Annotated in this window: 18 protein-coding genes and 1 pseudogene; 12 read left to right on the top strand and 7 right to left on the bottom strand. The window is 72.6% G+C overall.

The features are described 5' to 3' along the window. Positions 1 to 100: 100 nt before the first annotated feature. A complete protein-coding gene (locus tag VGD70_RS01635) occupies positions 101 to 1909 on the top strand; it encodes a hypothetical protein (protein WP_331077324.1) in 1809 nt (602 codons plus the stop codon). Here the strand turns inward: VGD70_RS01635 and VGD70_RS01630 are convergent. Further along, positions 1906 to 2604 carry a class I SAM-dependent methyltransferase gene (locus VGD70_RS01630; RefSeq protein WP_331077322.1) on the bottom strand — a complete coding sequence of 233 codons (699 nt, stop codon included), beginning with the start codon at positions 2602 to 2604 and terminating at the stop codon, positions 1906 to 1908. The genes VGD70_RS01635 and VGD70_RS01630 overlap by 4 nt on opposite strands. A gap of 63 nt (positions 2605 to 2667) precedes the next feature. Here VGD70_RS01630 and VGD70_RS01625 point away from each other — a divergent pair. Further along, positions 2668 to 5700, top strand: a pseudogene (locus tag VGD70_RS01625) (alpha-(1->3)-arabinofuranosyltransferase); the annotation flags it as partial. Positions 5701 to 6591: 891 nt separating this feature from the next. Here VGD70_RS01625 and VGD70_RS01620 read toward each other — a convergent pair. Next, positions 6592 to 7836: a polysaccharide biosynthesis protein gene (locus VGD70_RS01620; RefSeq protein WP_331077320.1), complete on the bottom strand. Its 1245-nt coding sequence runs from the start codon at positions 7834 to 7836 to the stop codon at positions 6592 to 6594. 370 nt (positions 7837 to 8206) lie between these two features. Here VGD70_RS01620 and VGD70_RS01615 point away from each other — a divergent pair, with 370 nt between their 5' ends. After that, positions 8207 to 9880 carry a hypothetical protein gene (locus VGD70_RS01615; RefSeq protein WP_331077318.1) on the top strand — a complete coding sequence of 558 codons (1674 nt, stop codon included), beginning with the start codon at positions 8207 to 8209 and terminating at the stop codon, positions 9878 to 9880. A gap of 2 nt (positions 9881 to 9882) precedes the next feature. Next, positions 9883 to 10065, top strand: coding sequence for a hypothetical protein (locus VGD70_RS01610; RefSeq protein ID WP_331077316.1), 183 nt, complete (start codon positions 9883 to 9885; stop codon positions 10063 to 10065). Here VGD70_RS01610 and VGD70_RS01605 read toward each other — a convergent pair. Beyond that, complete coding sequence (locus VGD70_RS01605) at positions 10043 to 10783, bottom strand: class I SAM-dependent methyltransferase (protein WP_331077314.1); 741 nt, start codon at positions 10781 to 10783, stop codon at positions 10043 to 10045. The two genes, VGD70_RS01610 and VGD70_RS01605, sit on opposite strands and share 23 nt — an antisense overlap. 8 nt (positions 10784 to 10791) lie before the next feature. Next, positions 10792 to 11913 carry a glycosyltransferase family 4 protein gene (locus VGD70_RS01600; protein WP_331077312.1) on the bottom strand — a complete coding sequence of 374 codons (1122 nt, stop codon included), beginning with the start codon at positions 11911 to 11913 and terminating at the stop codon, positions 10792 to 10794. A 162-nt stretch (positions 11914 to 12075) separates the two neighbouring features. Between VGD70_RS01600 and VGD70_RS01595 the strand changes: the two genes are divergently transcribed. Continuing rightward, positions 12076 to 12762: a class I SAM-dependent methyltransferase gene (locus tag VGD70_RS01595; protein WP_331077310.1), complete on the top strand. Its 687-nt coding sequence runs from the start codon at positions 12076 to 12078 to the stop codon at positions 12760 to 12762. Here the strand turns inward: VGD70_RS01595 and VGD70_RS01590 are convergent. Next, positions 12759 to 13796, bottom strand: a complete 1038-nt coding sequence (locus VGD70_RS01590) for a DUF3068 domain-containing protein (RefSeq protein ID WP_331077309.1) — start codon at positions 13794 to 13796, stop codon at positions 12759 to 12761. The genes VGD70_RS01595 and VGD70_RS01590 overlap by 4 nt on opposite strands. A 176-nt stretch (positions 13797 to 13972) precedes the next feature. Here VGD70_RS01590 and VGD70_RS01585 point away from each other — a divergent pair, with 176 nt between their 5' ends. Beyond that, positions 13973 to 14686 (top strand): 4'-phosphopantetheinyl transferase family protein, encoded by a 714-nt coding sequence (locus VGD70_RS01585; protein ID WP_331077308.1) that lies wholly within the window; start codon positions 13973 to 13975, stop codon positions 14684 to 14686. Between the two features lie 87 nt (positions 14687 to 14773). Here the strand turns inward: VGD70_RS01585 and VGD70_RS01580 are convergent, their stop codons facing one another. Further along, complete coding sequence (locus VGD70_RS01580) at positions 14774 to 15928, bottom strand: isochorismate synthase (protein WP_331077307.1); 1155 nt, start codon at positions 15926 to 15928, stop codon at positions 14774 to 14776. A 143-nt stretch (positions 15929 to 16071) separates the two neighbouring features. Beyond that, the gene (gene mihF / locus VGD70_RS01575) at positions 16072 to 16383 is read right to left on the bottom strand and encodes an integration host factor, actinobacterial type (RefSeq protein WP_331077306.1); all 312 of its coding nucleotides are present in this window, start codon (positions 16381 to 16383) and stop codon (positions 16072 to 16074) included. 271 nt (positions 16384 to 16654) lie between these two features. Between mihF and VGD70_RS01570 the strand changes: the two genes are divergently transcribed. From VGD70_RS01570 to VGD70_RS01545, 6 genes are all read left to right on the top strand, one after another. Next, entirely contained in the window at positions 16655 to 18289 is a 1635-nt protein-coding gene (locus VGD70_RS01570; protein WP_331077304.1) for a long-chain fatty acid--CoA ligase, read from the top strand. Positions 18290 to 18342: 53 nt separating this feature from the next. Continuing rightward, positions 18343 to 18708 carry a PaaI family thioesterase gene (locus VGD70_RS01565; RefSeq protein ID WP_331077328.1) on the top strand — a complete coding sequence of 122 codons (366 nt, stop codon included), beginning with the start codon at positions 18343 to 18345 and terminating at the stop codon, positions 18706 to 18708. Positions 18709 to 18821: 113 nt separating this feature from the next. Next, on the top strand, positions 18822 to 19382 hold the full coding sequence (locus VGD70_RS01560; protein WP_331077303.1) for a PadR family transcriptional regulator: 561 nt from the start codon (positions 18822 to 18824) through the stop codon (positions 19380 to 19382). A 40-nt stretch (positions 19383 to 19422) separates the two neighbouring features. Next, positions 19423 to 20706 (top strand): C39 family peptidase, encoded by a 1284-nt coding sequence (locus tag VGD70_RS01555; RefSeq protein WP_414637870.1) that lies wholly within the window; start codon positions 19423 to 19425, stop codon positions 20704 to 20706. Between the two features lie 187 nt (positions 20707 to 20893). After that, positions 20894 to 21958, top strand: a complete 1065-nt coding sequence (locus VGD70_RS01550; RefSeq protein ID WP_331077301.1) for a gamma-glutamylcyclotransferase — start codon at positions 20894 to 20896, stop codon at positions 21956 to 21958. A 58-nt stretch (positions 21959 to 22016) separates the two neighbouring features. After that, positions 22017 to 22637 carry a DUF4232 domain-containing protein gene (locus VGD70_RS01545; RefSeq protein ID WP_331077299.1) on the top strand — a complete coding sequence of 207 codons (621 nt, stop codon included), beginning with the start codon at positions 22017 to 22019 and terminating at the stop codon, positions 22635 to 22637. Positions 22638 to 22916: the final 279 nt, after the last annotated feature.

The raw sequence follows: 22916 nt of genomic DNA, 5'->3' as shown, positions 1-22916 counted from the left end.
CACCAGAGCGAGCCCGGCCGACGATCCATCCGAAACCGAGTAACGCCAAACGGACAAGTCCGATACCCAGGCAAGGACTCACTGCAGCGCGAGGAGTGCCGTGTCGGTCGAGCAAGCACGCCCGCGGCCCCTCAGCCCAACCACGAACCCTGCCAGGCCGGGCCGAACCCTGACCCTGGCCGCACTGACCACCGCACTGGTCCCGTTCGCAGTCCACACGACGGTCTGGCTGAGCGGGTACTTCGGCCAGGACGACTTCATCCTCACCCACCGGGCCGCCCACGCCCCCGCCCTGGACCCGGCGTTCCTCTTCCAGGACTACAACGGCCACGTCCAGCCCGGCGCCTTCCTCCTCACCTGGCTCGTCACCGCCATCGCCCCCCTGAACCACACCGCGGCCGTCATCCCACTGCTGGTGATGCAGGCGGCCACCTTGTGGCTGTTCTGGCAGGTCCTCACGAGACTGTTCGGCCGGCGATGGTCACTGGTGCCGCTGTACGCGGTGTTCGCGTGCTCCCCGTTGATCCTCTTCCCAACCCTGTGGTGGGCCTACGCGCTGCAGCTCTTCCCCATGCTGGTGGCCGTGTTCGCCGCCCTGCACGCGCACCTGCGGTTCCTCGACGGTCGCGGCGGCTGGTGGGCGGCGGTGCTGTGGACCGTGTTCGGGCTCGCGTTCTACGAGAAGGCCGCGCTGATCCCCGTGGTGCTGCTGGGGGTCACCGCACTGCTCGCGCCGCACGCCGAGGCCGGGCCGATCCTCTGGGCGCTGCGCCGCTACCGCTGGCTCTGGCTCGGGTTCGCCGGGCTGCTCGCGGCCTTCGCCGTGCTCTACCTCGCGGTGACCGGCACCCAGCCCAGCCCGACCCCGGTCACCGGCCGGTCCGTCGCCGGGCTCGCCGTCACGTCCATTGTGGACACGTTCCTCCCCGGCCTGTTCGGCGGACCGCTGACCGACGTGGGCGGCGGGGCGACCTGGGCCACCCCGCCGCTCGCCGTGCGGATCGCGGCCGGGGTACTCACGCTGGCGGTGGTCGTGGTGAGCGCGCTGCGGTCGCGCAGGCGGGCGCTGCTGCCGTGGCTGTTCCTCCTCGCCTACCTCACGGTGGACCTGGGGCTCGTGGCGACGACCCGGCTGGGCGTGCTCGGCCCGGTGATCGGCACCGACCCGCGCTACCTGGCCGACGCGGTCCCGGTGGCGGTGCTGTGCGCCGCGTTCGCGCTGCTGCCCGCCCGGCGCGTGACCGAGACCGCCGACCCCGCACCGGTCGCGCCCCCGGCCCGGCCCGTCCGGCTCGCCGCGGCCGCGCTCACCGTGTTGGTCCTCGCCGGCGCGACCGTGAGCTTCCTGCGGGTGGCCCCGGCGCTGCGGTTCCGCGAGGCCCGCGACTACGTGGCCACCGCCCGCGACGCACTGGCCGCCAACCCCGACCTGGTGCTGTTCGACGGCCCGGTCCCCAACACGGTCATCGCCGACTGGTTCGTCGACGACGCACTCACCTCGCGCGCGATCGGCCTGGTCCCGGAGAGCCCGCGGTTCGACCGCCCCACCGAGCACCTCTACAAGCTCGACGGGACCGGCACGCCCCAGCAGGTGATCGTCCTGCGGGACGCGACCGCCGCGCTGCCCGGCCCCGTCCCGGACTGCGGCTACCTGGTCGAGCACGAGACCGTCCGCATCCCCATGGAGGACACCGTGACGGGCCGCCGGGTGGTCCGGATCGGCTACTACACCGCGGATCGCGGCATCGGCGTCGTGCGGGTCGGCAACACCCGGACCGAGGTGCGGTTCGACGAGGGCCTGCACACCCTCCACCTCGTCGTGACCGGCACGTTCACCCAGGTCCAGATCACCCGCGACCTCGACATCGCCCCGCTCTGCGTCACCGACGTGCAGGCCGGCACGCCTTAATACGGGTCGTACGGTCCGTGATGGCCGACCCAGGAGGCCACCCGGCGCAACCGCAACCGCAACAGCACCTTCACGAACACGTTCCACGTGAACCACGGCAGCTGGGCGACCACGCGCAGCCGGTCCGCGAAACCCGGGCGCCGCACCACGAACCGGGCCAGCGAGCGGCTGCGGTCGAGGTAGGCGAACCGCGAGCCGAGCAGCACCTTGTGCAGGGTCCCGGCGGTGACGCCGATCGAGGAGTAGCAGTCGTGCACCAGGATCTCGCCGTCCGGCGGCAGGTGCGCCGACCACCGCAGATCGTCCACATAGGTCCAGTAGTCGTGCTTGCCGTCCACGTACAGCAGATCGACCGGCCGGGTCCACGCCGGCCGTAGCCGGGTCGAGTACCCCACCACCAGCTCGACGACGTCGGACAGGCCGGCCTCGGCGACGTTGGCCTCGAAGCGGTCCCGGGTCGAGCGCCCGCCGAAGAGCCGGCCGTCGACGAACGCGTCGATCGCCACCACGCGGGCGCCGACCGAGCGGGCCGCGTGCCCGAGGACCACCGTCGACCGGCCCTGGTGGCTGCCGATCTCGACGACCGTGGCCCCGGGCCGCAGCCGGGATACGGCCTCCCACAGCATCCTGGCCTGGTCCTCGGTGAGCCAGCCGGGAATCTCGGCCGCCGAGGTCCAGACGCTGTCGAAGTCCACCCAGCACCCCGCCTCGCCGAAAGCCGACTTTGGTCGGGCCACCATAGCCCTAGTATTCGGGCGATGTTAACCACCGATGGCAGGGTCTCGAGGCTGGGCCGCAACCCGGCCGCCTGGGTCATGCTGGGCCTCACCCTGCTGTCGTTGCTGCAACGCCCCGGCCGCACCACGTTCGACACCAAGCTCGATCTCGCGGTCGACCCGATCGCGTTCCTCGGCCGCGCGCTGCACCTGTGGAACCCCCAGGCCACCGGCGGTGAGCTGCAGAACCAGGCGTACGGCTACCTGTTCCCGATGGGCCCGTTCTTCGCCGGCGGCCAGCTGCTCGGCCTGCCGCCGTGGCTCACCCAGCGCGTCTGGTGCGCGCTGCTGCTGTGCCTGGCGTTCGGCGGCATGCTCGCGCTCACCCGCGCGCTGCGCATCGGCAGCGAGCCGGCCCGGTTCGCCGGCGCGCTCGCCTACGCCCTCGCGCCGCGGATGCTCACCGAGATCGGCCCGCTCTCCGCCGAGATGCTGCCCGCCGTCCTGCTGCCGTGGGTGCTGCTGCCGCTGGTCAAGGCCAACCGCATCGGCTCGCCGCGGCGCGCGGCGGGACTGTCGGCGCTGGCCGTGCTCGGCATGGGCGGGGTCAACGGCGCGATGGTGCTGATGGCGCTCGTGCTTCCCGTGCTGTGGCTCGCGACCCGCCGGTTCACCGCCGAGCACGTCAAGCTCTGCGCGTGGTGGGCAGGCTCGGTGCTCGCCGCGTGCCTGTGGTGGATCCTGCCGCTGCTGCTGCTCGGCGAGTACAGCCTCCCGTTCCTCGACTACATCGAGTCGGCGACCAACACGACCGCGCCGATGTCGCTGTTCGAGGTGCTGCGCGGCACCAACCAGTGGGTCGCCTACGTCGTCGCCGGCACGCCGTGGTGGCCGTCGGGCTTCCTGCTGATCGACAACCCGGTCCTGATGCTGGTCACCGGGCTGGTCGCGGCGATCGGGCTGTTCGGCCTGGTGCGCCCGCGGCTGCCGGAGCGGCGGTTCCTGGTGCTCAGCGTGCTCACCGGGCTGACCCTGCTCACCATCGGCTACGTCGGCACGCTCGACGGGCCGCTCGCGGCCACCGTGCGTGACCTGCTGGACGGGCCGCTCGCGCCGCTGCGCAACGTGCACAAGTTCGAGCCGGTGCTGCGGCTGCCGCTGACGCTCGCGTTCACCCACGCGATCACCGGCCGGCTGCCCGGCATGGCCCGCGGCACGTCGGCGCTGCGGGCCACCCGCGCCCGGCTCACGGTCGCGGCCCTGCTGGTGGCGGTCATGGCCGCGCCCGCGTGGCTGTTCACGCTGCGGCCCGGGCCGGGCTGGTCGGAGGTGCCGGACCACTGGCGCGCGGCGATGACCTGGCTCGGCAAGACCGACCCGAACGCGCGCACGCTGCTGCTGCCGGGGTCCGGGTTCGGCGACTACACGTGGGGCCGCACGGTCGACGAGCCCGCGCAGGCGCTGGCCCGCTCGCCGTGGGCGGTGCGCAGCCAGATCCCGCTCGGGTCGGAGGGCAACACGCGGATCATGGACGCGGTCGAGGACGCGCTCGCCGACGCCCGCGGGTCACCCGCGCTGGCGCCCTTCCTCGCCCGCGCCGGCTACCGGTACCTGTTGCTGCGCAACGACATCGACCAGGACGGCACCGACGCGCCGCCACCCGCGGCGCTGCGCGCCGGGCTCGCCGGCTCGGACGGGCTGCGCCGGATCGCCGACTTCGGCCCGGCGGTGCCGCTGCCCGGGGTGGGGCGGGTGCCGTCGATCGAGATCTACGAGGTGGAGCGGGCGGTCCCGCAGGCCAGCGTGGTCGCGGCCGAGGACATCCCGACGGTGAGCGGCGGGCCGGAGTCGCTGCTGCCGCTGCTGGAGGCCGGCGTGCTCGACGCGGGCGCGCCGACCGTGCTCGCCGGCGACGGCGGGCTGGCGGGGTCGCGCGAGTGGCTGGTGACCGACGGGCTGCGGCACCGGGAGCGCAACGTCGGCCGGGTGCGGGACAACCTCAGCCAGACGCTGACCGCCGACGAGCCGGCGCGCCAGCGCAGGCCCTCGACCGACGTGCTGCCCTTCCGCGGCCGCGAGCACCAGACCATGGCCGCCTACCGGGGCATCCGGGACGTGACCGCGTCGACGTCGATCAGCTACGCGGACGCGGTGAACGGGAGCGACCCGTCCGGCCTGCCGTTCGCCGCCATCGACGGCGACCCGCTGACCGCGTGGCGCTCGTCGAGCTTCGACGGGCCGGACGGCCAGTGGCTGGAGGTCGAGCTGGACACGCCGCGCCAGGTCAACGAGGTCAGCCTGGCCATGGTGGACAGCCTGGCGGTCGGCTGGCCGGTCACCCGGGTGCGGATCACCACCGACAACGGCAGCGTCGAGCACGAGGTCGCGCGCGGCGGCCGGCCGCAGCGCTTCGCCACCGCGCCGGGTCTCACGAGCACGGTGCGGGTGACGGTCGTGGCGGTGGCGGCCGGGCGGCAGACGGGCAACGTCGCGATCTCCGAGCTCGCGGTGCCCGGGGTGGCACCGACCCGCGCGCTGGCGGTGCCCGAGGACGTGGCCCCGGCGCCGGGGCGGCCCACGAGCTTCGTGTTCACCCGCGGCGGGCAGCCCAGGTACGCGTGCGTGGCCGGGCGCTGCGACGCGGGCCAGGCGCGGGTCGGCGAGGAGCCGTCCGGCGTGCACCGGCTGTTCGCCACGTCCGCGGCGGCGAACTACCGGCTCGAGGGCACCGTGCTGCCCGCGGCCGGCGGCCGCAGTCCCGTGTCGCTGCCCGGTTTCCAGGTGTCCGGCTCGAGCCAGCTCGCCGGCGACCCGGCGGCCGGCCCGCTGGCCGCGGTGGACGGCGACCGCTCGACGACGTGGATCGCGGACGGGACCGACCTGCGGCCGAAGCTGACGCTGTCCTGGTCCACGCCGCACGAGCTGAGCGGGCTGCGACTGTCCACTGCGGACGACTCGGGCGGCGCGCGGCCGACCGACGTGGTGATCACCGTGCCGCAGGGGACCCAGACGGTGCCGGTGACGCCGGACGGGGTGGCGAAGTTCCGGCTGACCACGTCGTCGATCGAGATCTCCGTGGCGGGCACCGAGTCGCGGCCGGGCGCGCCGGCCGGCATCACCGAGCTGGCGCTGGCCGGCGTGGACTTCCCGCCACTGGCCGCGAACACGCCGTTCACCGTGCCGTGCGGCGGCGGCCCGCGCCTCGAGCTCGACGGCTTCACCTACACGACGTCGGTGTCGGGCACGCTGGCCGACCTGAGGGCGCACCGCCCACTGCGGTTCCGGACCTGCCGCGACCTCGAGGGCGGCGTGGACCTGCAGCCCGGTGAGCACGAGGTACGCACCACGCCGTCGGACGCGTTCGTCGTGCAGGACCTGCGCCTGCTGCCGGCCGCGAGCTCGCCGGCGCCGCGGCCGCGGAGCGCCAGGGTGACCCGGTGGGACGTCACGGACCGCAAGGTCGTGGTCGACGAGGGGCCGGCGGCGGTGCTGTCGGTGCCGGAGAACGCGAACGCCGGCTGGGTGGCCACAATGGACGGTCGGCCGCTGTCCCGGGTGCGGGTCGACGGCTGGCAGCAGGCGTGGCTGGTGCCCGCCGGCGCGGGCGGCACGGTCTCGCTGACGTTCGCGCCGGACGCGCAGTACCGGCGGGGCCTCGCGATCGGCGGGGTGGCGATGCTGGTGCTGCTCGGCTCGGTGCTGGTCCCGGGGCGGCGGCGGCCCGTCGACGTGCGGGCCGGTGGACGGCGGTGGATCCCGGTCGCGCTGGTGGCGCTTCTGGCGCTGCTGGGCGGGATGCTGCCGGTGGTGCTGCTGATCGCGTGCCTGCTGGCGCGGACGCTGTGGCCGCCGGCGCCGCGGGTGCTGGCGTTCGGCGGGGCCGCGGTGGCGTGCGTGGTGGCGGTGACCGGGCGGGTGCTGGACCACGGGCAGGCGTGGGCGTACGGGTGGGTGTCGCAGGCGGCGTTACTGCTGGCCGCGGCCGCCGTCGTCGCGGGCTGCGTCGACTGGTTCGAGCCGCCGAGACCGGAGCTCGACCACCGCGCCGGCGAGGACGAGCGACGCGGTGGCGATGACGGCGGCGGTGACGATGTCGGTCAGCTCGTCGTGCAGCCACGCGGTCACGAGCACGATCTCGACCGCGACGGCGAGCCAGAGCAGCACCGTTGACCGGCGGTCGGCGCTGGCGATGCGGGAGAAGAGGAGGAGCTGGACGAGCGAGAGCAGCGAGCCCGCGATGGCGAAGGGCCAGACCGGGATGTCCGCGTTCGCGTAGTCCGCGCCGCCGATGATGCCGACGACGGTCGGTCCCAGCGCCGCCGCCGTCACCACGACGACCGCGTCGAGCGCCGCGCAGATGCCGAGCGCGCGCGGCAGGGCGTGGCGGCGCCCCTCCTTGCTGGCGAGCCGCGGCAGCACGAGGATGGCGACGGCCTGCGGCAGCCAGTAGGCGATCTTGGTGACGATGGCGCCGACGGCGTACTCACCGGCCTGGTGGGCGTCGAGGTGGTGGCGGGCGAGCACGAGGTCGAGGTTGACGAGCAGGACGAGGGCGAGCATGGCCTGGACGGCGTGCAGGACCTCGCCGACGTGTCCCTTGTGGTGCCGGGCGGGCGTCGGCCTCCCGCAGACGACCCAGCCCACGACGGCCACCGCGGCCGCGCCGATGGCGGTGCCGGCGAGCGCCCCGGTGGCGCTGCGCGTGATGACGAGCCCGGCGACGGTGCCGCCGATCCGGCCGACGGCTTCGGTGGCGAGGAGCGCGGCCATGGCGGTGAAGCGGCGGGTGCCCTGGAGGATGCCGTAGCAGAGCCCGATGAGCGTGATCGAGCTGAGCGAGACCGCAACGAGGATGGCGGGCCAGACGGACTCGAGGTGCAGCAGGGTTTTGAGGAGAGGCGAGGCCACCACCGCGACGGCCGTGACAACCCCACTGGTGGCCAGCCCGAGCGAGAACAGCTGCCCAGTGTCCCGTGTGGACATTTCGGCCGTCCGAGCCACCCGCAACGCCGCGACGGTCTGCAACCCCATGGCCGGCACGGCCCCCACGACGAGCACCGCGAGCAGCGACCCGAGCTCCCCGAAGCCGGCCGGCACGAGCAGGCGCGCGGCGACGACGTTGAGCAGGTAGGAGGCGGCCTGGCTACCGGCCACACCCACGGAGACGAGCAGCGCGGCCACCCGAACCCGCTGAGCAACCTGACGCGCCACAACCCCTCCGTACCAGCGAGTAGCCGCGACTGTAACCCAGCCCCGACACCGTGAACACCCACAAGAAGTCGCCCGCGCCGCCCGGAACCCTGCCGCCTCCGGCAAATCCGCCAAACCCGCCGCCAGACGCGGCAGAGCCCCGGACCAGCCCCGCTAAACCGCCCAGCCCTCAACCACCCCAGCAGCCCGAGCGAGCCCCAAAGACCCCCCAGCCGGACCTGCGAAAAACAGCAAGCCCCGCGCGCACGCGCGTACGGTGACAGCCCCCACCCTCTCCGGGGGCACCCCGATGGCTCCATTCTATCGGCTGGGGGTGACAAAGAAGGCGATGTCGATCTTGGTTGTGGACAACTCCGGAACGGGAGGTGGCATGGGGACAACTCGGCGTCTCGTGCTGCCCGGGGTTTGCCTCGCCATGGCGCTCGCGGTGCTCGGGCCGCTGCTCGGGCGGGGGTTCGTGCTCAGCTACGACATGGTGTTCGCGCCTAGGCAAACCCTCCTGCCCGACTCGCTCGGGCTCGGGTCGGCGCTTCCCCGCTCGGTGCCGGCCGACGCCGTCGTCGCCTTCCTGACCACCGTCGTGCCCGGGGATCTCGTTCAGCAGCTGCTCCTCCTCGCCGCGCTCGTCGTCGGGCCGCTCGGGGCCGGGCTGCTCGTGCCGTCGGACTCCCAGACGGTGCGGGTCGTCGCGGCGGTCGCCTACGGGTGGAGCGCCTACGTCGCCGAGCGGCTGTTCATCGGGCACTGGCCCTACCTCCTCGCCTACGCCTGCCTGCCCTGGATCGCCCGCGCGGCCCTCGCCCTCAGAACCGACCCGAAGCTCAAGCAGCTCGCCGTGCTCGTGCTCGTCACCGCGCCCGCCGTGCTCACCCCGTCCGGCGGGCTCCTCGCGGCCGGCACGGCCATCGTCTGCGGTGGGGTGCGGCGGCTGCCCGTCACCATCGGCGTCAGCGTCGCGCTCAACGCGCCCTGGTGGGTGCCCGCGGTGCTCCATCCGGGCGGCGGGCTGTCCACGCCGGACGCCGTGACCGCCTTCGCGGCGCGCGGGGAGAGCTGGGGCGGCCCGCTCGTGAGCCTGCTCGGCCTCGGCGGCATCTGGAACTCCGAGGTCACCCCCGCCAGCCGGGCCAACCCGCTCGTCCCGGTCCTCATCATCGCGATGGTCGGGGTCGCGATCCTCGGGATGCGTGAGCTCCACCGCCGGTGGGGGCCGGGCCTGCTCGTCCTCGGCGTGGCCGGCCTGCTCGTCGCGGCACTCGGCGGCACCGGGCTGCTCGGCTGGGTCGTGGCGCACGTCCCCGGCGGCGGGCTGCTGCGGGACTCCCAGAAGTGGGTCGCCTGGTGGGCGCTGCCGTTCGCGCTCGGGTTCGCCCTCGGCGTCGCCAAAGCGGCCAAGGCGGCCAGCACGGCGGGCACGAACAGCAAGGCTGCCAAGGGAATCGTCATCGCGGCCGCGGTCATCCCGATCGCGATGATGCCCGACCTCGCCTGGGCCGGCTGGGGACGCCTGCAGGCGGTCGACTACCCCGCCGACTGGGCCGAGGTCCGGCACATCCTCGCGACCGACCCCCGCGGCGGCGACGTCGTCACGCTGCCGTTCCAGGCCTTCCGCCAGTTCGGCTGGAACGGCGAGCGCACCCAGCTCGACCCCGCCCCGCGCGTCCTCCCGCGCACCACGGTCATCGACGACACGCTCGTCGTCAACGGCCGGCCCCTCGCGGGCGAGGACCCCCGGGCGGCGGCGATCAGGGACGGCGGCGACCTGAAGGACCTGGGCATCGGCTGGGTCCTCGTCGAGCACGGCACCCCGGGCCGGGTCGACCGGGCCGTGCTCGACCAAGGGCACCCGGTCCACGAGGGCGAGTGGCTCGACCTCTACCGCGTCGACGGCACGATCGCGCCGGATCCCACCACGAAACCACCGCGGCCGGCGGTTCTCGCCGCGGATGCGTTGGCATTGGTGACGGTCACGCTCAGCTTGTTGTGGCTTGCCTTACCGGCCGGTAGCCTGAGGCGGTCCAACCGTCGGACTCGGGAGTTGTGACCGTGGGAAAACTCGTCGGCGCCATCGCAGCCGTTCTGGTCGGACTCGCGCTCGCGACCGGGGTGGCGGTGGCCGTCGCGTCGGCGTCCGCGCCGGACAAGAGCGTCAACCTCAACGACCCGTCCTCCCCGAACAACTTCGGCGGCCGGTCGGGCGACTCGGTCAACTACGGCTCGAACCCCTGATCACGAACCGGGTCGAGCGCCAGTGCGTCGCCCGGTCGTCCACGGTCTCGCTCGCCACCACCGCGCCACCCGCCGACCCCACCACCGAACGCAGCCGCGACGCCGGGTACCGGGTCATCCGCATCGGCGCCGGGTAACGCAGGAAAACCCGCTGCGCCAGGCGAACCAGCCATCCCGGCGCCAGCCGCCACACCAGGCCCTTGAACGTCCACAGTGGACGAGTCGTGCACTGCAGCAGCGCCACCCCGCCCGGCGCCAGCACGCGGACGAACTCCGCGAGGTAGCCGTCGATCACCGGCGCCGGCAGGTGCTGGAGCACCAGCTCGGAGTACACGAGGTCGAACGAGCCGTCCGCGAACAGGCCGAGGTCCGAGGCCGGGTTCAGCACGAACGAGCACCGGCCAGCCGGGTCGAGCCGCCGCGCCATGTCCAGCATCGGCGGCGACACGTCGACCCCGACCACCTCGCCGGCGTGCGCGGCCAGCGCCTGGGACAGCCGGCCCGCCCCGCAGCCGAAGTCCAGCACCCGGCCCCACCGCGGGCCGAACCCCAGCCGCGACAGCCAGGCCACCACCGCCGCCACGTCCGCCCGCCCGGTCGCCAGGAACTGCCCGGGGTCCCAGCGCCCGCCGCGCTTGTCGGCGCTGACGTACACCGCCCACAGCGGATCCTGCTCGCCGAGCCGGATCCAGTCCCGGCGCACGTCGTCGAAGCTCACCTGCGGCATTAAACGCGAGCAAGTCCTGCGGTCTCGACCAGCACCGCCTCGAACTCGGCGACGCTGCGCTCCCAGGCGAACGACAGCGCCCTTGCCCGGCCCACCGCGCCGAGCGACGACCGCAGGTCACCGGAGGCCAGCAGCCGGTCCACGTGGCGCACGAGGTCGTCGAAGTCGTCGGCCAGCAGCCCGGTCTCGCCCTCCACAATGGACTCGGCGACCCCGCCGGCCCGGCGGTAGGCCACCGACGGCACGCCGTGCGCGGCCGCCTCCATGATCGCGATGCCCCAGCCCTCCTTGACCGACGGGCACAGGTGCACCCACGCGCGCGCCAGGACCTCGTGCTTGTCCTGCTCGCCGACGAACCCGTGCAGCACCACCCGGTCGCCCAGATCGCGCTGCTCGACGTGGCGCCGCAGGTTGTCCAGCCACCAGCCGTGGCCGACGATCTCCAGCCGCAGCTTGGGCCACCGCCGGGCCAGCCGCGCGACCACGTCGACCGCGTGCTCGACCCGCTTGTGCGGCACCACCCGGCCCACCACGACCAGCGTCGGGTCGGGGTCGGGCTCGGCGTGCACGGCGGGCGGCGTGTCCAGGCCGTTGCGCACCACCGTGGTCCGCGCGGTGGCGATGCCGAGGCCGGCGAGCTCGCGCCGGGTCTCGTCGGACACCGTGAGGTAGCGGCAGTCGCGGTAGAGCCGCGGCGCGACCCGGGACTCGATCCACCAGCCGATCCGGCCCAGCAGCGGGCCGACGACCGCCGGCCACTGCTCGCGGTGCACGTGGTGCACGAGCACCAGCACCGGACACCGCGCGACCAGCCGGGAGAAGAACGGCAGGCCGGCCTGGACGTCGACGATCACGTCCGCGTGCATCCGCGCGACCGCGACCAGCGCCCACAGGTAGACGGTGAACCTGCTGCCCCGCCGGCGGTAGCGCACGCCGGCGACCACCTCGTCGGCCGGCGCGTTGGCGTGTGCGGCGCACTGGATGGTGACCCGGTAGCCGCGTCCGGCCAGGCCCTCGGCCATCCGCTCGACGTAGCGCTCGGATCCACCACCCTCCGGGTGTGCGGTGTCGCGCCAGTTGACGAACAACACCGCCGGGGAGGACGAGTGCTCGCGGCTCATGAAATCTCCGCTTCGCAGGGAGTGATACGTTACCGGCCGGTACAGTTCACCAAACTATCGACGAAGGCGATACCCCCAATGGTAGGTAATGCGACGCGAACCGATTCAGAATACCGCCGGGACGCCTCATTACACAGATCCGTCCGACTGTTCCGCGCCTTTTTGAAGGAACAGTCCGACCCGGACCATTTCTACCAGATCCTGGCCGCCGACTCGGTTCGCCAGATTTCCACCTACACCCCGCTCGACGGCCGGCTCATCCTCGATGTCGGCGGCGGCCCGGGCTATTTCGCGGACAGTTTCCGGGCGGCCGGCGCACGCTACCTCGGCATCGACCCGGATGTCGGCGAGCTGTCCGCCCGGGGCGAGCCCGCGGCGGGCATGGTCCGCGCCAGCGGCACGGAACTGCCTGTTCAGACGGGTTCTGTGGACGTCTGCTACTCGTCGAACGTGCTGGAGCACGTGGCCGACCCGGCGGCCATGCTGGCCGAGATGGTCCGGGTGACCAAGCCCGGCGGAACCATTTTCGCGTCATTCACGCCGTGGTTCTCGCCATGGGGCGGACACGAGACCGCGCCCTGGCATTTCCTCGGCGGCCACTACGCCCGCCGCCGGTTCGTCCGGCGAAACGGACGCGAGCCGAAAAACCGTTTCGGCGAAAGCCTGTTCGCATTCACCGTGGGCGCGGCGATGCGCTGGGCACGCGATTGCGCGCACGCCGAGCTGGTGCGCGCGCTGCCGCGTTATCACCCCTGGTGGGCGACCTGGATCGTGCACGTTCCCGGTGTGCGGGAATTCGCCTCGTGGAACCTGGTTCTCGTACTCCGGAAACGCCAGGGCACGAACTAGCCGTGGGCCCCGGCCGGTTGTCTGCGCAGCGGCGGCGCGGAACCGGTCCGGCCACCGGACTGCGAGCCGGTCATCAGCAGGATCACCGCCAGCACGATCAGCGCGGCGCCGCCGATCCACATGGCCACCGGCCACGAGGTCAGCAGGCTCAGCTTGGACCTGTTGTCCTCGGCCTTGGTGACGTTGTCGTTGATCGTGGTGTCGTTGAACCGCAACGTGCCGTCGAAGACCGTGGTGCCCTCGCCGGGTGACTGGCCCGGGGCGAGCAGCTCCTGCCTGCCCTCCTGCTGGCCCACCACGATGATCCCCGTCTCCGGCTCGACCCACACGGTCCGCTTGACCTGGTAGTACAGCTCGGCCCGCACGGAGGGCTTGTCGCTCTGGCCGATCAGCGAGCCTGGCACCTCGCGGTCGCCGATCTTGGTCGGCGGCACCTCCATCACGAACCGGTAGGTGTTGAGGCCCTGCACGGCTTCCTCGCCGTCGAACTTGGCGTCGACCGCCTTGCCCACCGAGAGGTCGTAGTAGGAGTAGGTGCGCTGCTCGGTGCCGAACGGGAACTTGAACGACAGGCCCGGCTGCTGGATCGTGTCGCGGTCCTCGGTGACCCGCTTGCCCTGCTCCTGCTCGGTGTACTGGCCCTCGCAGGGAACCACGGCCTCGTTGGTGAACCGGTCGACACACAGCGAGCGGACCGACGCGTTGACCACGATGCCGGACGCGTCGTCGACGGTCTTGATCGCCTCGACGTAGACGGCGACGTTGCCGTCCGTCTCGACCTCGGGCTGGGTGAGGTCGCCGGTGACGTAGGTGGTCGAGGTGAGGCTGAGATTCTGCCGGATCTCCGGCTGGGGCGCGCCGTCGACCGTGCGCACGACCAGCGCGGTGATGCCGTCGCCCTGCGCGACCGACGTGGACTCCTGGTCCAGCGGAATCTTCGCGAGCTGCGGGTATGCGTACAACCTCAGCAGTAGGCCGAGGGCCACCGCGAAGACGCCGAGTCCCAGCAGGATGAAGCTGATGATGCGGCGCAACGGACCTCCTCGGTGAGGTGCGACAGCTGTCACAGTTGGCGGATAAATTACCCGACAGTAACCTCTGCGCAAGCCCCATCTGGAGTAGTGCGCCAAGAGGGGCAAGTCCTTGCGCCGGACGGTCGAAATCGGAGGTCGCATACTCGCGGCCGGGCGCGACCGGTCATGATCTGACCATGCGATGCGACGTGTGGTGGGCCCGGCCTGCGGCGGAGACCCCGCGCCTGCTGGCGATGCTGGACGACGTCGAGCGCGAGCGGTACGGCCGCTACCGCCTGGAGGTCGACCAGCTGCGGTTCCTCACCGGCCGCGCGCTGATCCGCACGATCGCCGGCCAGCGGCTCGGCATCGAGCCGGAGGCCGTGGTGCTGGACAGCAGCTGCTACGACTGCGGCAAGCCACACGGCAAGCCGCGGGTCGTCGCGGACGGGGCGCCGTCGGTGTCGATCTCGCACTCGGGCTCGCGGGTGGCGCTGGCGGTGATCGACGGGCCGCCGGTGGGCGTCGACGTCGAGCAGGTCCGCGACGCGGAGGTCGACGAGCTGGCGCGGATCGCGTTCTCGCCCGACGAGCGCGCCGCGTTCGACGCGCTGCCGGCGGCCGGGCGGCGCTCGGCGTTCTTCACGTACTGGGCCCGCAAGGAGGCCGTGGTGAAGGCGACCGGCAAGGGCATGTCGATCGTGATGAGCACGTTCACCCTCTCCGACTTCGACGCCCCGCCCCGGGTCGTGGCCTCCGACTCGGCCGAAGTGGACCCCGCCCGGGTGCACATGAGCGACCTCGCGGCGGGCGAGGAGTACCGCGCGAGCGTGGCCGTCATCGGCGACGCCCCAGGCCCGGACTGGGTGACCGAGCAGAACGCCGACGCGGTCATCGCCGCCCTGGGCTGAGCCACCTCCGCCGTCGCGCACGGGTCACCCGCGAACCCTTGGGTCCGAAGTGGACGGTGAGCTGCGCGTCGTCGAGCGGCGGCCCGCCTAGGGCAGGAGGTCGTCCAGGCCCATCGCGCGCAGCAGGGTGCGGAGCTTCGCGCTCGTCTCGGCCAGTTCCAGGTGGGGCTCGGACGCGGGCATGATGCCGCCGCCGGCGTAGAGGGTCATCGTCGAGGACGCGGTGGGGGCGGGTTCGGTGATCTCGGCGCAGCGGATGCCCACCACCCACTGGCCGTCGCCGTCGGCGTCGCACCAGCCGATGGCGCCCGCGTAGAACCCGCGGTCGAACGGCTCGAGCTCGGCGATCGTCTCGCGGGCCCGCGCGACCGGCCGGCCGCACACCGCCGGGGTCGGGTGCAGCGCGGCGGCCAGGCGCAGCGACGAGATGCCCGGGTCGGCCAGCTCGCCGGTGATCCTGGTGGACAGGTGCCACACGGCGGCGGTGCTGATCAGCGACGGCCCGTCCGGCACGGTCAGCGTCCGGCAGAACGGGCGCAGCGCCTCGATCACCGTCTCGACGACGACCCGGTGCTCCTCGAGGTCCTTGGCGGACGCGGCGAGCTCGTCGGCGGCCAGCCGGTCCTGCGCGGGGTCGGGGTGCCGCGGGATCGTCCCGGCCAGCGGGTTGGCGACCACCACCGGGCCGGTGCGCGACAGCAGCATCTCCGGGGTGGCGCCGACCAGCGTGCGCCGCCCGGCGCCGGCCGCGGGCAGGTCGACGGCGTAGGTGTAGCCGGTGGCGTTGTCGGCGGCGAGGTTGGCCAGCAGCGGGACCACGTCGACCGCCCCGGCCAGGTGCAGCCGCAGCGTCCTGGCCAGCACGACCTTGTCCAGCTCGCCGGCCCGCAACCGCGCGACGGCGGTGGCCACGGCGCGCTCGTGGTCGGCCGGCGCGGGCACCGGGACCACCCGCAGCACGGCGGGAACGGCCGGCCGGTGGATGCCGGTGGGGTGCACGGGCCCGGACCAGCGGACCGCGCGGGGCAGGACCACGTGCGGGGCGGCGGTGTCGTCGAAGGGCAGCGCGCCGACCGCGACCGGGACGTCGGAGTCCACCACGAGCTTCGTCACCTTGGCCGACAGCTCGTCCGGGTCGCGCTCGTCGACGACGTTCTGCGCACCCGTGGCCAGCAGCGCCCGCGACGGGGAGGTGAGGAGGAAGGAGCCGGGTCGGTAGTCCGCGATCAGCCCAAGGGTCACGTCCCCATCATGCCCACGCGGGCGGGCGACAAAACCCTCGCGAGCCGAGATTTTGAACACGTTCAGAGGATGCCAGGGACGCAGAAGGGCCCGCCGGTGGTCGCCATGACGACCGCCGACGGGCCCTGACCTCGGGAAACTACTTAGTTGAGCGCGTCGATCAGCGCGGAACGCTGACGGTCGCCGAGACCAGCCGCACGCCGGTCCGGGTCGATGCCGGCCTGCTCCAGCAGAGCGGCGACCTTCACCGCGCCGAGGCCGGGCACGGCCTTGAGCAGAGCGGCGACCTTGGTCTTGCCGATCGTCTTGTCGTCCTTGGCACGCCCGAGCACCGACGCGATGGTCTGCTTACCGGACTTGATCGACGCCAACAGCTCGGACCGCGCCTTGCGCGCCTCCGCAGCCTTGGCCAGCGCGTCAGCGCGCTGTTCTGGAGTCAACGTGGGCAGAGCCACCGTGGTGATCCTTCCTTGCTCGACTGCTTGGCTGGTCCGCGACCGGCCAACGCCCCAGGTCAGGCCTGGGGCGTGCCCCTGCGGTGCCGCGACCCAGTAAACACATCAACGAGGGAGAACATACGCGCGACACGCGCATTCTTCTCGGCGAAACCGCAGGTGACCCACGTTCTGGGGGGCTGATACGGAGCGTTACCCATGTCCAGATGTGACAATTCGCTACTACTGTTCGCCTCGAAACGCCACCAGTCACCAGGGAGCTTGAACAGCGATGTTGGGCACCATGCAGGACGGTCAACTGTCCATCGCCAACCTGTTGCGCCACGGCAGCCGGGTACACGCGACCGCGGAGGTCGTGACCTGGACCGGAACCAGTTCCCGGCGCTCCACCTACGCCGAGGTCGGCCGCGAGGCGGCCCGGCTCGCGCACGCGCTGCGCGGCCTCGGCGTCACCGCCGACCAGCGGGTCGGCACGTTCATGTGGAACAACAACGAGCACCTGGTGACCTACCTCGCGGTGCCCGCGATGGGCGCGGTGCTGCACACCCTCAACATCCGGCTGTTCCCCGAGCAGCTCACCTACGTGGCCAACCACGCCGAGGACCACGTCGTGCTGGTGGACGCCACGCTCGTGCCGCTGCTGGCCAAGGTCCTGCCGACGTTCGACACGGTCAAGCACGTGGTCGTCGTCAACGGTGACGCGAGCACGCTGGAGGCGCCGGACGGGGTGATCGTGCACTCCTACGCGGACCTGCTCGAGGGCCAGCCCGACGAGTTCGAGTGGCCGGCCGTGGACGAGAACTCGGCGGCGGCGATGTGCTACACGTCGGGCACGACGGGTGACCCGAAGGGCGTCGTCTACACGCACCGGTCGATCTGGCTGCACTCGATGCAGGTGTGCATGACCGACTCGATGGCGCTGGCCCAGTCCGACCGGGCGCTGGTGATCGTGCCGCAGTTCCACGCGATGTCCTGGGGCCTGCCCTACGCCGCGCTGATGGTCGGCGCGTCGCTGATCATGCCGGACCGGTTCCTCCAGCCCGAGCCGCTGGCCGCGCTGATCGCCGCGGAGAAGCCGACGATGGCCGGCGCCGTGCCGACGATCTGGCAGGGGCTGCTCGCGCACCTGAAGCACCAGCCGCAGGACCTCGCGCCGCTCGGCCGCGCGGTGGTCGGCGGGTCGGCGTGCCCGCCGTCGCTGATGGCCGCGTTCGACGAGCTGGGCGTGACGATCATCCACGCGTGGGGCATGACCGAGACGTCGCCGCTGGGCAGCGTGTCGCGGCCACCGGCGGGCGTGTCCGGGGACGAGCGGTGGCAGTACCGGATCCTGCAGGGCCGGTTCCCCGCGTCGGTCCGCGCCCGGCTCATGGACGACGACGGCCAGGAGCTGCCGTGGGACAACGAGGCGGTCGGCGAGCTGGAGGTGGCCGGGCCGTGGGTCGCGGCGGCGTACTACAAGGTCGCGCCGGGCGAGGACGGCTCGGAGAAGTTCCACGACGGCTGGCTGCGCACCGGTGACGTCGGCGCGATCACGCCGGACGGCTACCTGCGGCTGACCGACCGGTCGAAGGACATCATCAAGTCCGGCGGCGAGTGGATCTCGTCGGTGGACCTGGAGAACCAGGTGATGGCCCACCCCGCGGTCGCGGAGGCCGCGGTGATCGGCGTGCCGGACGAGAAGTGGGCCGAGCGCCCGCTCGTGGCGGTGGTGCTGGCGGAGGGCAAGTCGGCGACGCCTGACGAGCTGCGGGACTTCCTGGCCTCGAAGGTGGCGAAGTGGCAGCTGCCGGAGAACTGGGCGTTCATCGAGGAGGTGCCGAAGACGAGCGTCGGCAAGTTCGACAAGAAGCGCCTGCGCGCGGCGGCCGCGGAGGGCAAGCTCGACATCGCGCACCTGTCGTGACCTCGCCGGACGCGGCCTCCGACGCCCCTTCTGCCACGGCCTCGCTGCACGAGATGGTCCCGTTCGCGGCGACGCTCGGCATCGAGATGCTGTCCTCGGCGCCGTCGGAGGTCCGCGGCCGGGTGGCCTGGGCCGAGCCGTTGTGCACGGTGGGCGGCGCGCTGAACGGCGGCGTGCTGATGGCGCTGGCGGACAACACGGGCGCGCTGTGCGCGTACCTGAACCTGCCGGCCGGTTCCTCGGGCACGACGACCATCGAGTCGAAGACCAACTTCCTCCGCGCCGTCACCCAGGGCCACGCGACGGCGATCTCCCGGCCCCTACACGCGGGCCGCCGCGTAGTGGTGGTGGAGACCGACGTGCTCGACGACGAGGACCGCCTGGTGGCCCGGGTGACCCAGACCCAGGCAGTGCTGTGAGGCAGGGCGGACACCCGCGCGGGACCTAACCCGGGCGGGTGAGTCCGTCAAGCCCCGAAGGGACTAGACCAAACGGGCGACAAGTGTCGGTCCGCATCGGTATCGTCGCGTCCGTGCCGGACCCGAAGTCGCGCGGCAGGAGGCGCAAGCTCAACGCCACGTCGTATGTCGTCCTTGGCATGCTCAGTTACTCGCCGGCCACCAGCTACGACCTCAAGCAGTGGGTGGCCAACACCATCGGCAACTTCTGGGCCTTCGCCCACTCGCAGCTCTACGACGAGCCCGCGCGCCTCGTCGCCGACGGGCTCGTCAGCGAGACCGTCGAGGAGGGCGGCAGGCGCAAGCGCACCTACGAGATCCTCCCCGCCGGCCGCGAGGCCCTGCGGGAATGGCTCGCCGACACCACCGCCGACCAGACCGAGGTCCGCGATCTCGGCCTCCTCAAGCTCTTCTTCGCCAACTTCGGCGGCCGCGAGGACCTCGTCCGCCTCGCCCACGACCGGCACCGCTCGCACAAGGCCCGGGCCGACAGCTACGCCGAGCAGCGCGACGAGCTCGTCGACTACGCGGACCGCTGGCAGGTCAAGACGATCGAGCTCGGCATCCGCTACGAGCGGTGCGTCGAGCAGTTCTGGGCCGACTTCATCGCCGAGCTCGAGGAAGAGCAGCCGTAACCTGTTTACATACCGGCACCCGCAGGTGAAAATTCTCACCATGCAGCTCAAAGCCCTGCTGGCCGCCCTCGCGTTGACACTGTCCGCCATGCCCGCGACAGCCGCGGCCGAGCACGACGACAGCACCGCCGACCCGGCGCCGGTCGACTTCCACCAGTGGCGCTCGACGCGCGAGTTCCACCAAGGCCACGCCGAAGGGCTGCTTCCGGCCCCCGGCGGCGGCCTGCGCATCGGCGCTCCGGCCGGCACGGTCGAGCACACCGAGCCCGACCTCGGCACCACCCGCACCTACGAGTACGGCCGCTGGACCTCGCAGTCCTACGAGCAGGGCTTCGGCGCCACCCAGCTCGTCGCGTCGTGGAACGCCACGACACCCGACGGCACCTGGCTGCAGGTCGAGATGCAGGGCCGCTCGAGCACCGGCGCCACGACCGCCTGGTACGTCATGGGCCGCTGGGCCCTCGGCGACCAGGACGTCATCCGCACGACCGTCCCCAACCAGGAGGACGCGACCGGCTACGTCGACGTCGACACGTTCGTCGCCAACTCCGGCGCCACGCTGCGCTCCTACCAGCTGCGCGTCACCCTCTACCGCGCGGCCGGCGCCCGCGTCTCCCCCACGCTGGGCATGGTCGGCGCGATGACCTCGGCCATCCCCGACCGGTTCACCGTGCCCACCAGCCCGTCGGCCGGCGCGTGGGGCCGCGAGCTGCCCGTGCCGCGCTTCTCCCAGAACATCCACGCCGGCGAGTACCCGCAGTACGGCGGAGGCGGCGAGGCGTGGTGCAGCCCGACCTCGACGGCGATGGTCGTCAGGTACTGGGGCCGCGGGCCGAGCGCGGCGGACCTGTCCTGGGTCGATCCGTCCTATCAGGACCCACAGGTCGACCACGCGGCGCGGTTCAGCTACGACAAGGACTACGACGGCACCGGCAACTGGCCGTTCAACACCGCCTACGCCGCGAGCTACGGCCTGGCCGCGCACATCACCCGGCTCAGCTCGCTCGCGGACGTGGAGCGCTACATCCGTGCCGGCATCCCGGTGATCACCTCGCAGTCGTTCCTCGCCTCCGAGCTCGACGGCGCGGGCTACGGCACCTCCGGGCACATCATGGTGATCGTCGGCTTCACCGAGACCGGCGACGTGATCGCCAACGACCCGGCCTCCAGCAGCGACGACGCCGTGCGCAACGTCTACAAGCGCGAGCAGTTCGAGACGATCTGGCTGCGCACCAAGCGGCACAACGCGAGCGGCGGCATCTCCGGCGGCTCGGGCGGCATCGCCTACATCATCGCCCCGCCCGGAAAACGCCTGCCGCGCTAGTCCGCCTCCCCGGGATTTAAAGTGTGCGTTGCGTCCCGGCGAATAGTGCGGGTATCGAGGTGGGTGGTGGCTGGGTGCCGTCACGGTCCCCTGAGGTTCCGGTGCTCGGCGCAGTCGGCGCAGGACTTCATACGATGATCTACGAGACAGGCCTTGGTGTCCCGGCCCGGACACTAGGTTCGAGGGCGTGCCGTTCGCCGACGAGGACTACCCGGCCGTGCCCTATCCCGGGGCGCGGCCGGGCTGCTCCTACGCACACGACGACGCCACCGGCCACCCGCTGCGGCCCGACCACGGCGCGCTGTCCGGCTGGCGGCTCGAGGACGGCAGCGACCTCGACGAGTGGCTCGCCGACCGGGACGCGACCCCGCTGGCCGGGCGGGTCCCGGTGCTGTCCTACGGCTCGAACGTCAACCCCGCCAAGCTCACCTGGCTGCGCGGCGCGCTCGGCCTGCCGGGCCCCGCGGTGCTGCTGCGCGCCCGGTGCGCGGGGCTCGCCGCGGTGTGGGCGGCCGGGCTGCGCGTGGTCGACGACCAGCGGCCGGCCACGCTCGCCGCGGCGCCGGGGGTCACCGAGGAGCACGCGGTCTGGCTCGCCACGCCCGAGCAGGTCGAGGTGCTCGACCGGTGCGAGGGCCGGGGCAACCGCTACCGGCTCGCGCACGTCACCACCGGCGAGGTCCGGCTCGACGACGGCGCCCTCGTCGAGGCGCCGCTCGCCTACGTCGCCGCCGAGAGCAGCGACAGCGCCCGGACGGTCCGGTACCCGCTGCTGGTCGAGGGCCGGCCGGTGCGCTGCGCGGACGTCCCGCAGGCGGCCGCGGCGGCGCTGGTGGGCGAGCCGGCGCCGGACGACGGCCTCGCGCTGCTGGTGGTCGAGGGCGCGCCGGTGGCCGCGGACCACCCGCGCCGGCTGTTCGTCTACGGCACGCTGCAGCCCGGCGCGTCGCACTGGCCGATGCTCGAGCCGCACGTCACGGGCGAGCCACACCGCGCCGAGCTGCCGGGCACGCTGCTCGACACGGGCCTCGGCTACCCGGCACTGCGCCTGGGCGCCGGACCGGGTGTCTGCGGCTGGGTGGTCGACCTCGCCGCGCCGGCCACCGCTTTGTCCACTGTGGACGAATACGAGGGCGAGGAGTACCGGCGGGTCCGGGTGACCCTCGCCGGCGGCACCATCGCGTGGGCATATGTCTGGGCCGACCCGATCGACGGAATGCGCTCGCTCACCACCCCTTGGGGCGCAACCTGACCGGCGCGCGGACGTCTCTTCTGGTAGGACCGGTAAGCGAAACTGGGAGGTGATCGCCATGGTCCGGCGAGCTCGGGTGGCCACCTGCGTGGCCGTCGGTCTGGTGGCGCTGCTGAGCGCGTGCGGCAACCCGTCCGGAGGGTCCACAGGGGACAGTCAGCCGGCCACCCCACCGGCCGGCACCACGCCGTCGTCGCCGACGGCCGGCCCCAGCACCGGGCCGAGCACCAGCAGCACCGAGCGCGCCCCGGCCGGCCAGGGCACCAAGTGCACCGCGCAGGATCTCGAGGGTGTCGTGCGGCCCGAGGACGCCGCGGCCGGCAACCGGTACGCCCAGCTCGTGGTCACCAACAAGACCGACGCGACGTGCACCCTCTACGGCTACGGCGGCCTGCAGTTCATCGACGCCAACGGGAAGCCGACGCCGACCGACCTCACCCGCACGCTCGACCCCAAGCCGACCCTCGTCACGCTCAAGCCCGGCGACACCGCGGCCAAGAAGCTGCACTGGGGCGTGGTGCCCAGCGGCAACGAGCCGGTCAACGGCCCGTGCGAGCCGCCGTCGGCGGGGGCCCGGGTCATCCCGCCCGACGACACCCAGGCGTTCATCGTCACCTACGCCTTCGGCTCGGTCTGCGGCCACGGCCACGTCGAGGGCAGCGCGTACTTCAAGAACTAGTCCGCCTCCCCGGGATTGACAGTGTGCGTTGCGTCCCGGCGAACAGTGCGGGTATCGAGGTGGCTGGGTGCCGTCACGGTCCCCTGAGGTTCCGGTGGTCGGCGCAGGACTTCACACAAAGATCTACGAGACAGGCCTTAGTACTCCAGCAGCACTTCGTGATCTCGGGTGTGTCTTCGCTGGTAGTGGGCTTGTTTGGCGCGGTGTTGGTGGCGTCGGCGCCAGTGGGACCAGGCCCAGGTTGCGCACCGTTCGGGGATGGTGGTGATCAGGTGTGCC

Source organism: Actinophytocola sp. (genome assembly GCF_036402745.1).
Classification (GTDB): domain Bacteria; phylum Actinomycetota; class Actinomycetes; order Mycobacteriales; family Pseudonocardiaceae; genus Actinophytocola.
The sequence above is the reverse complement of the archived record's forward strand: the minus strand, read 5'-3'. Positions and strand labels throughout refer to the sequence as shown.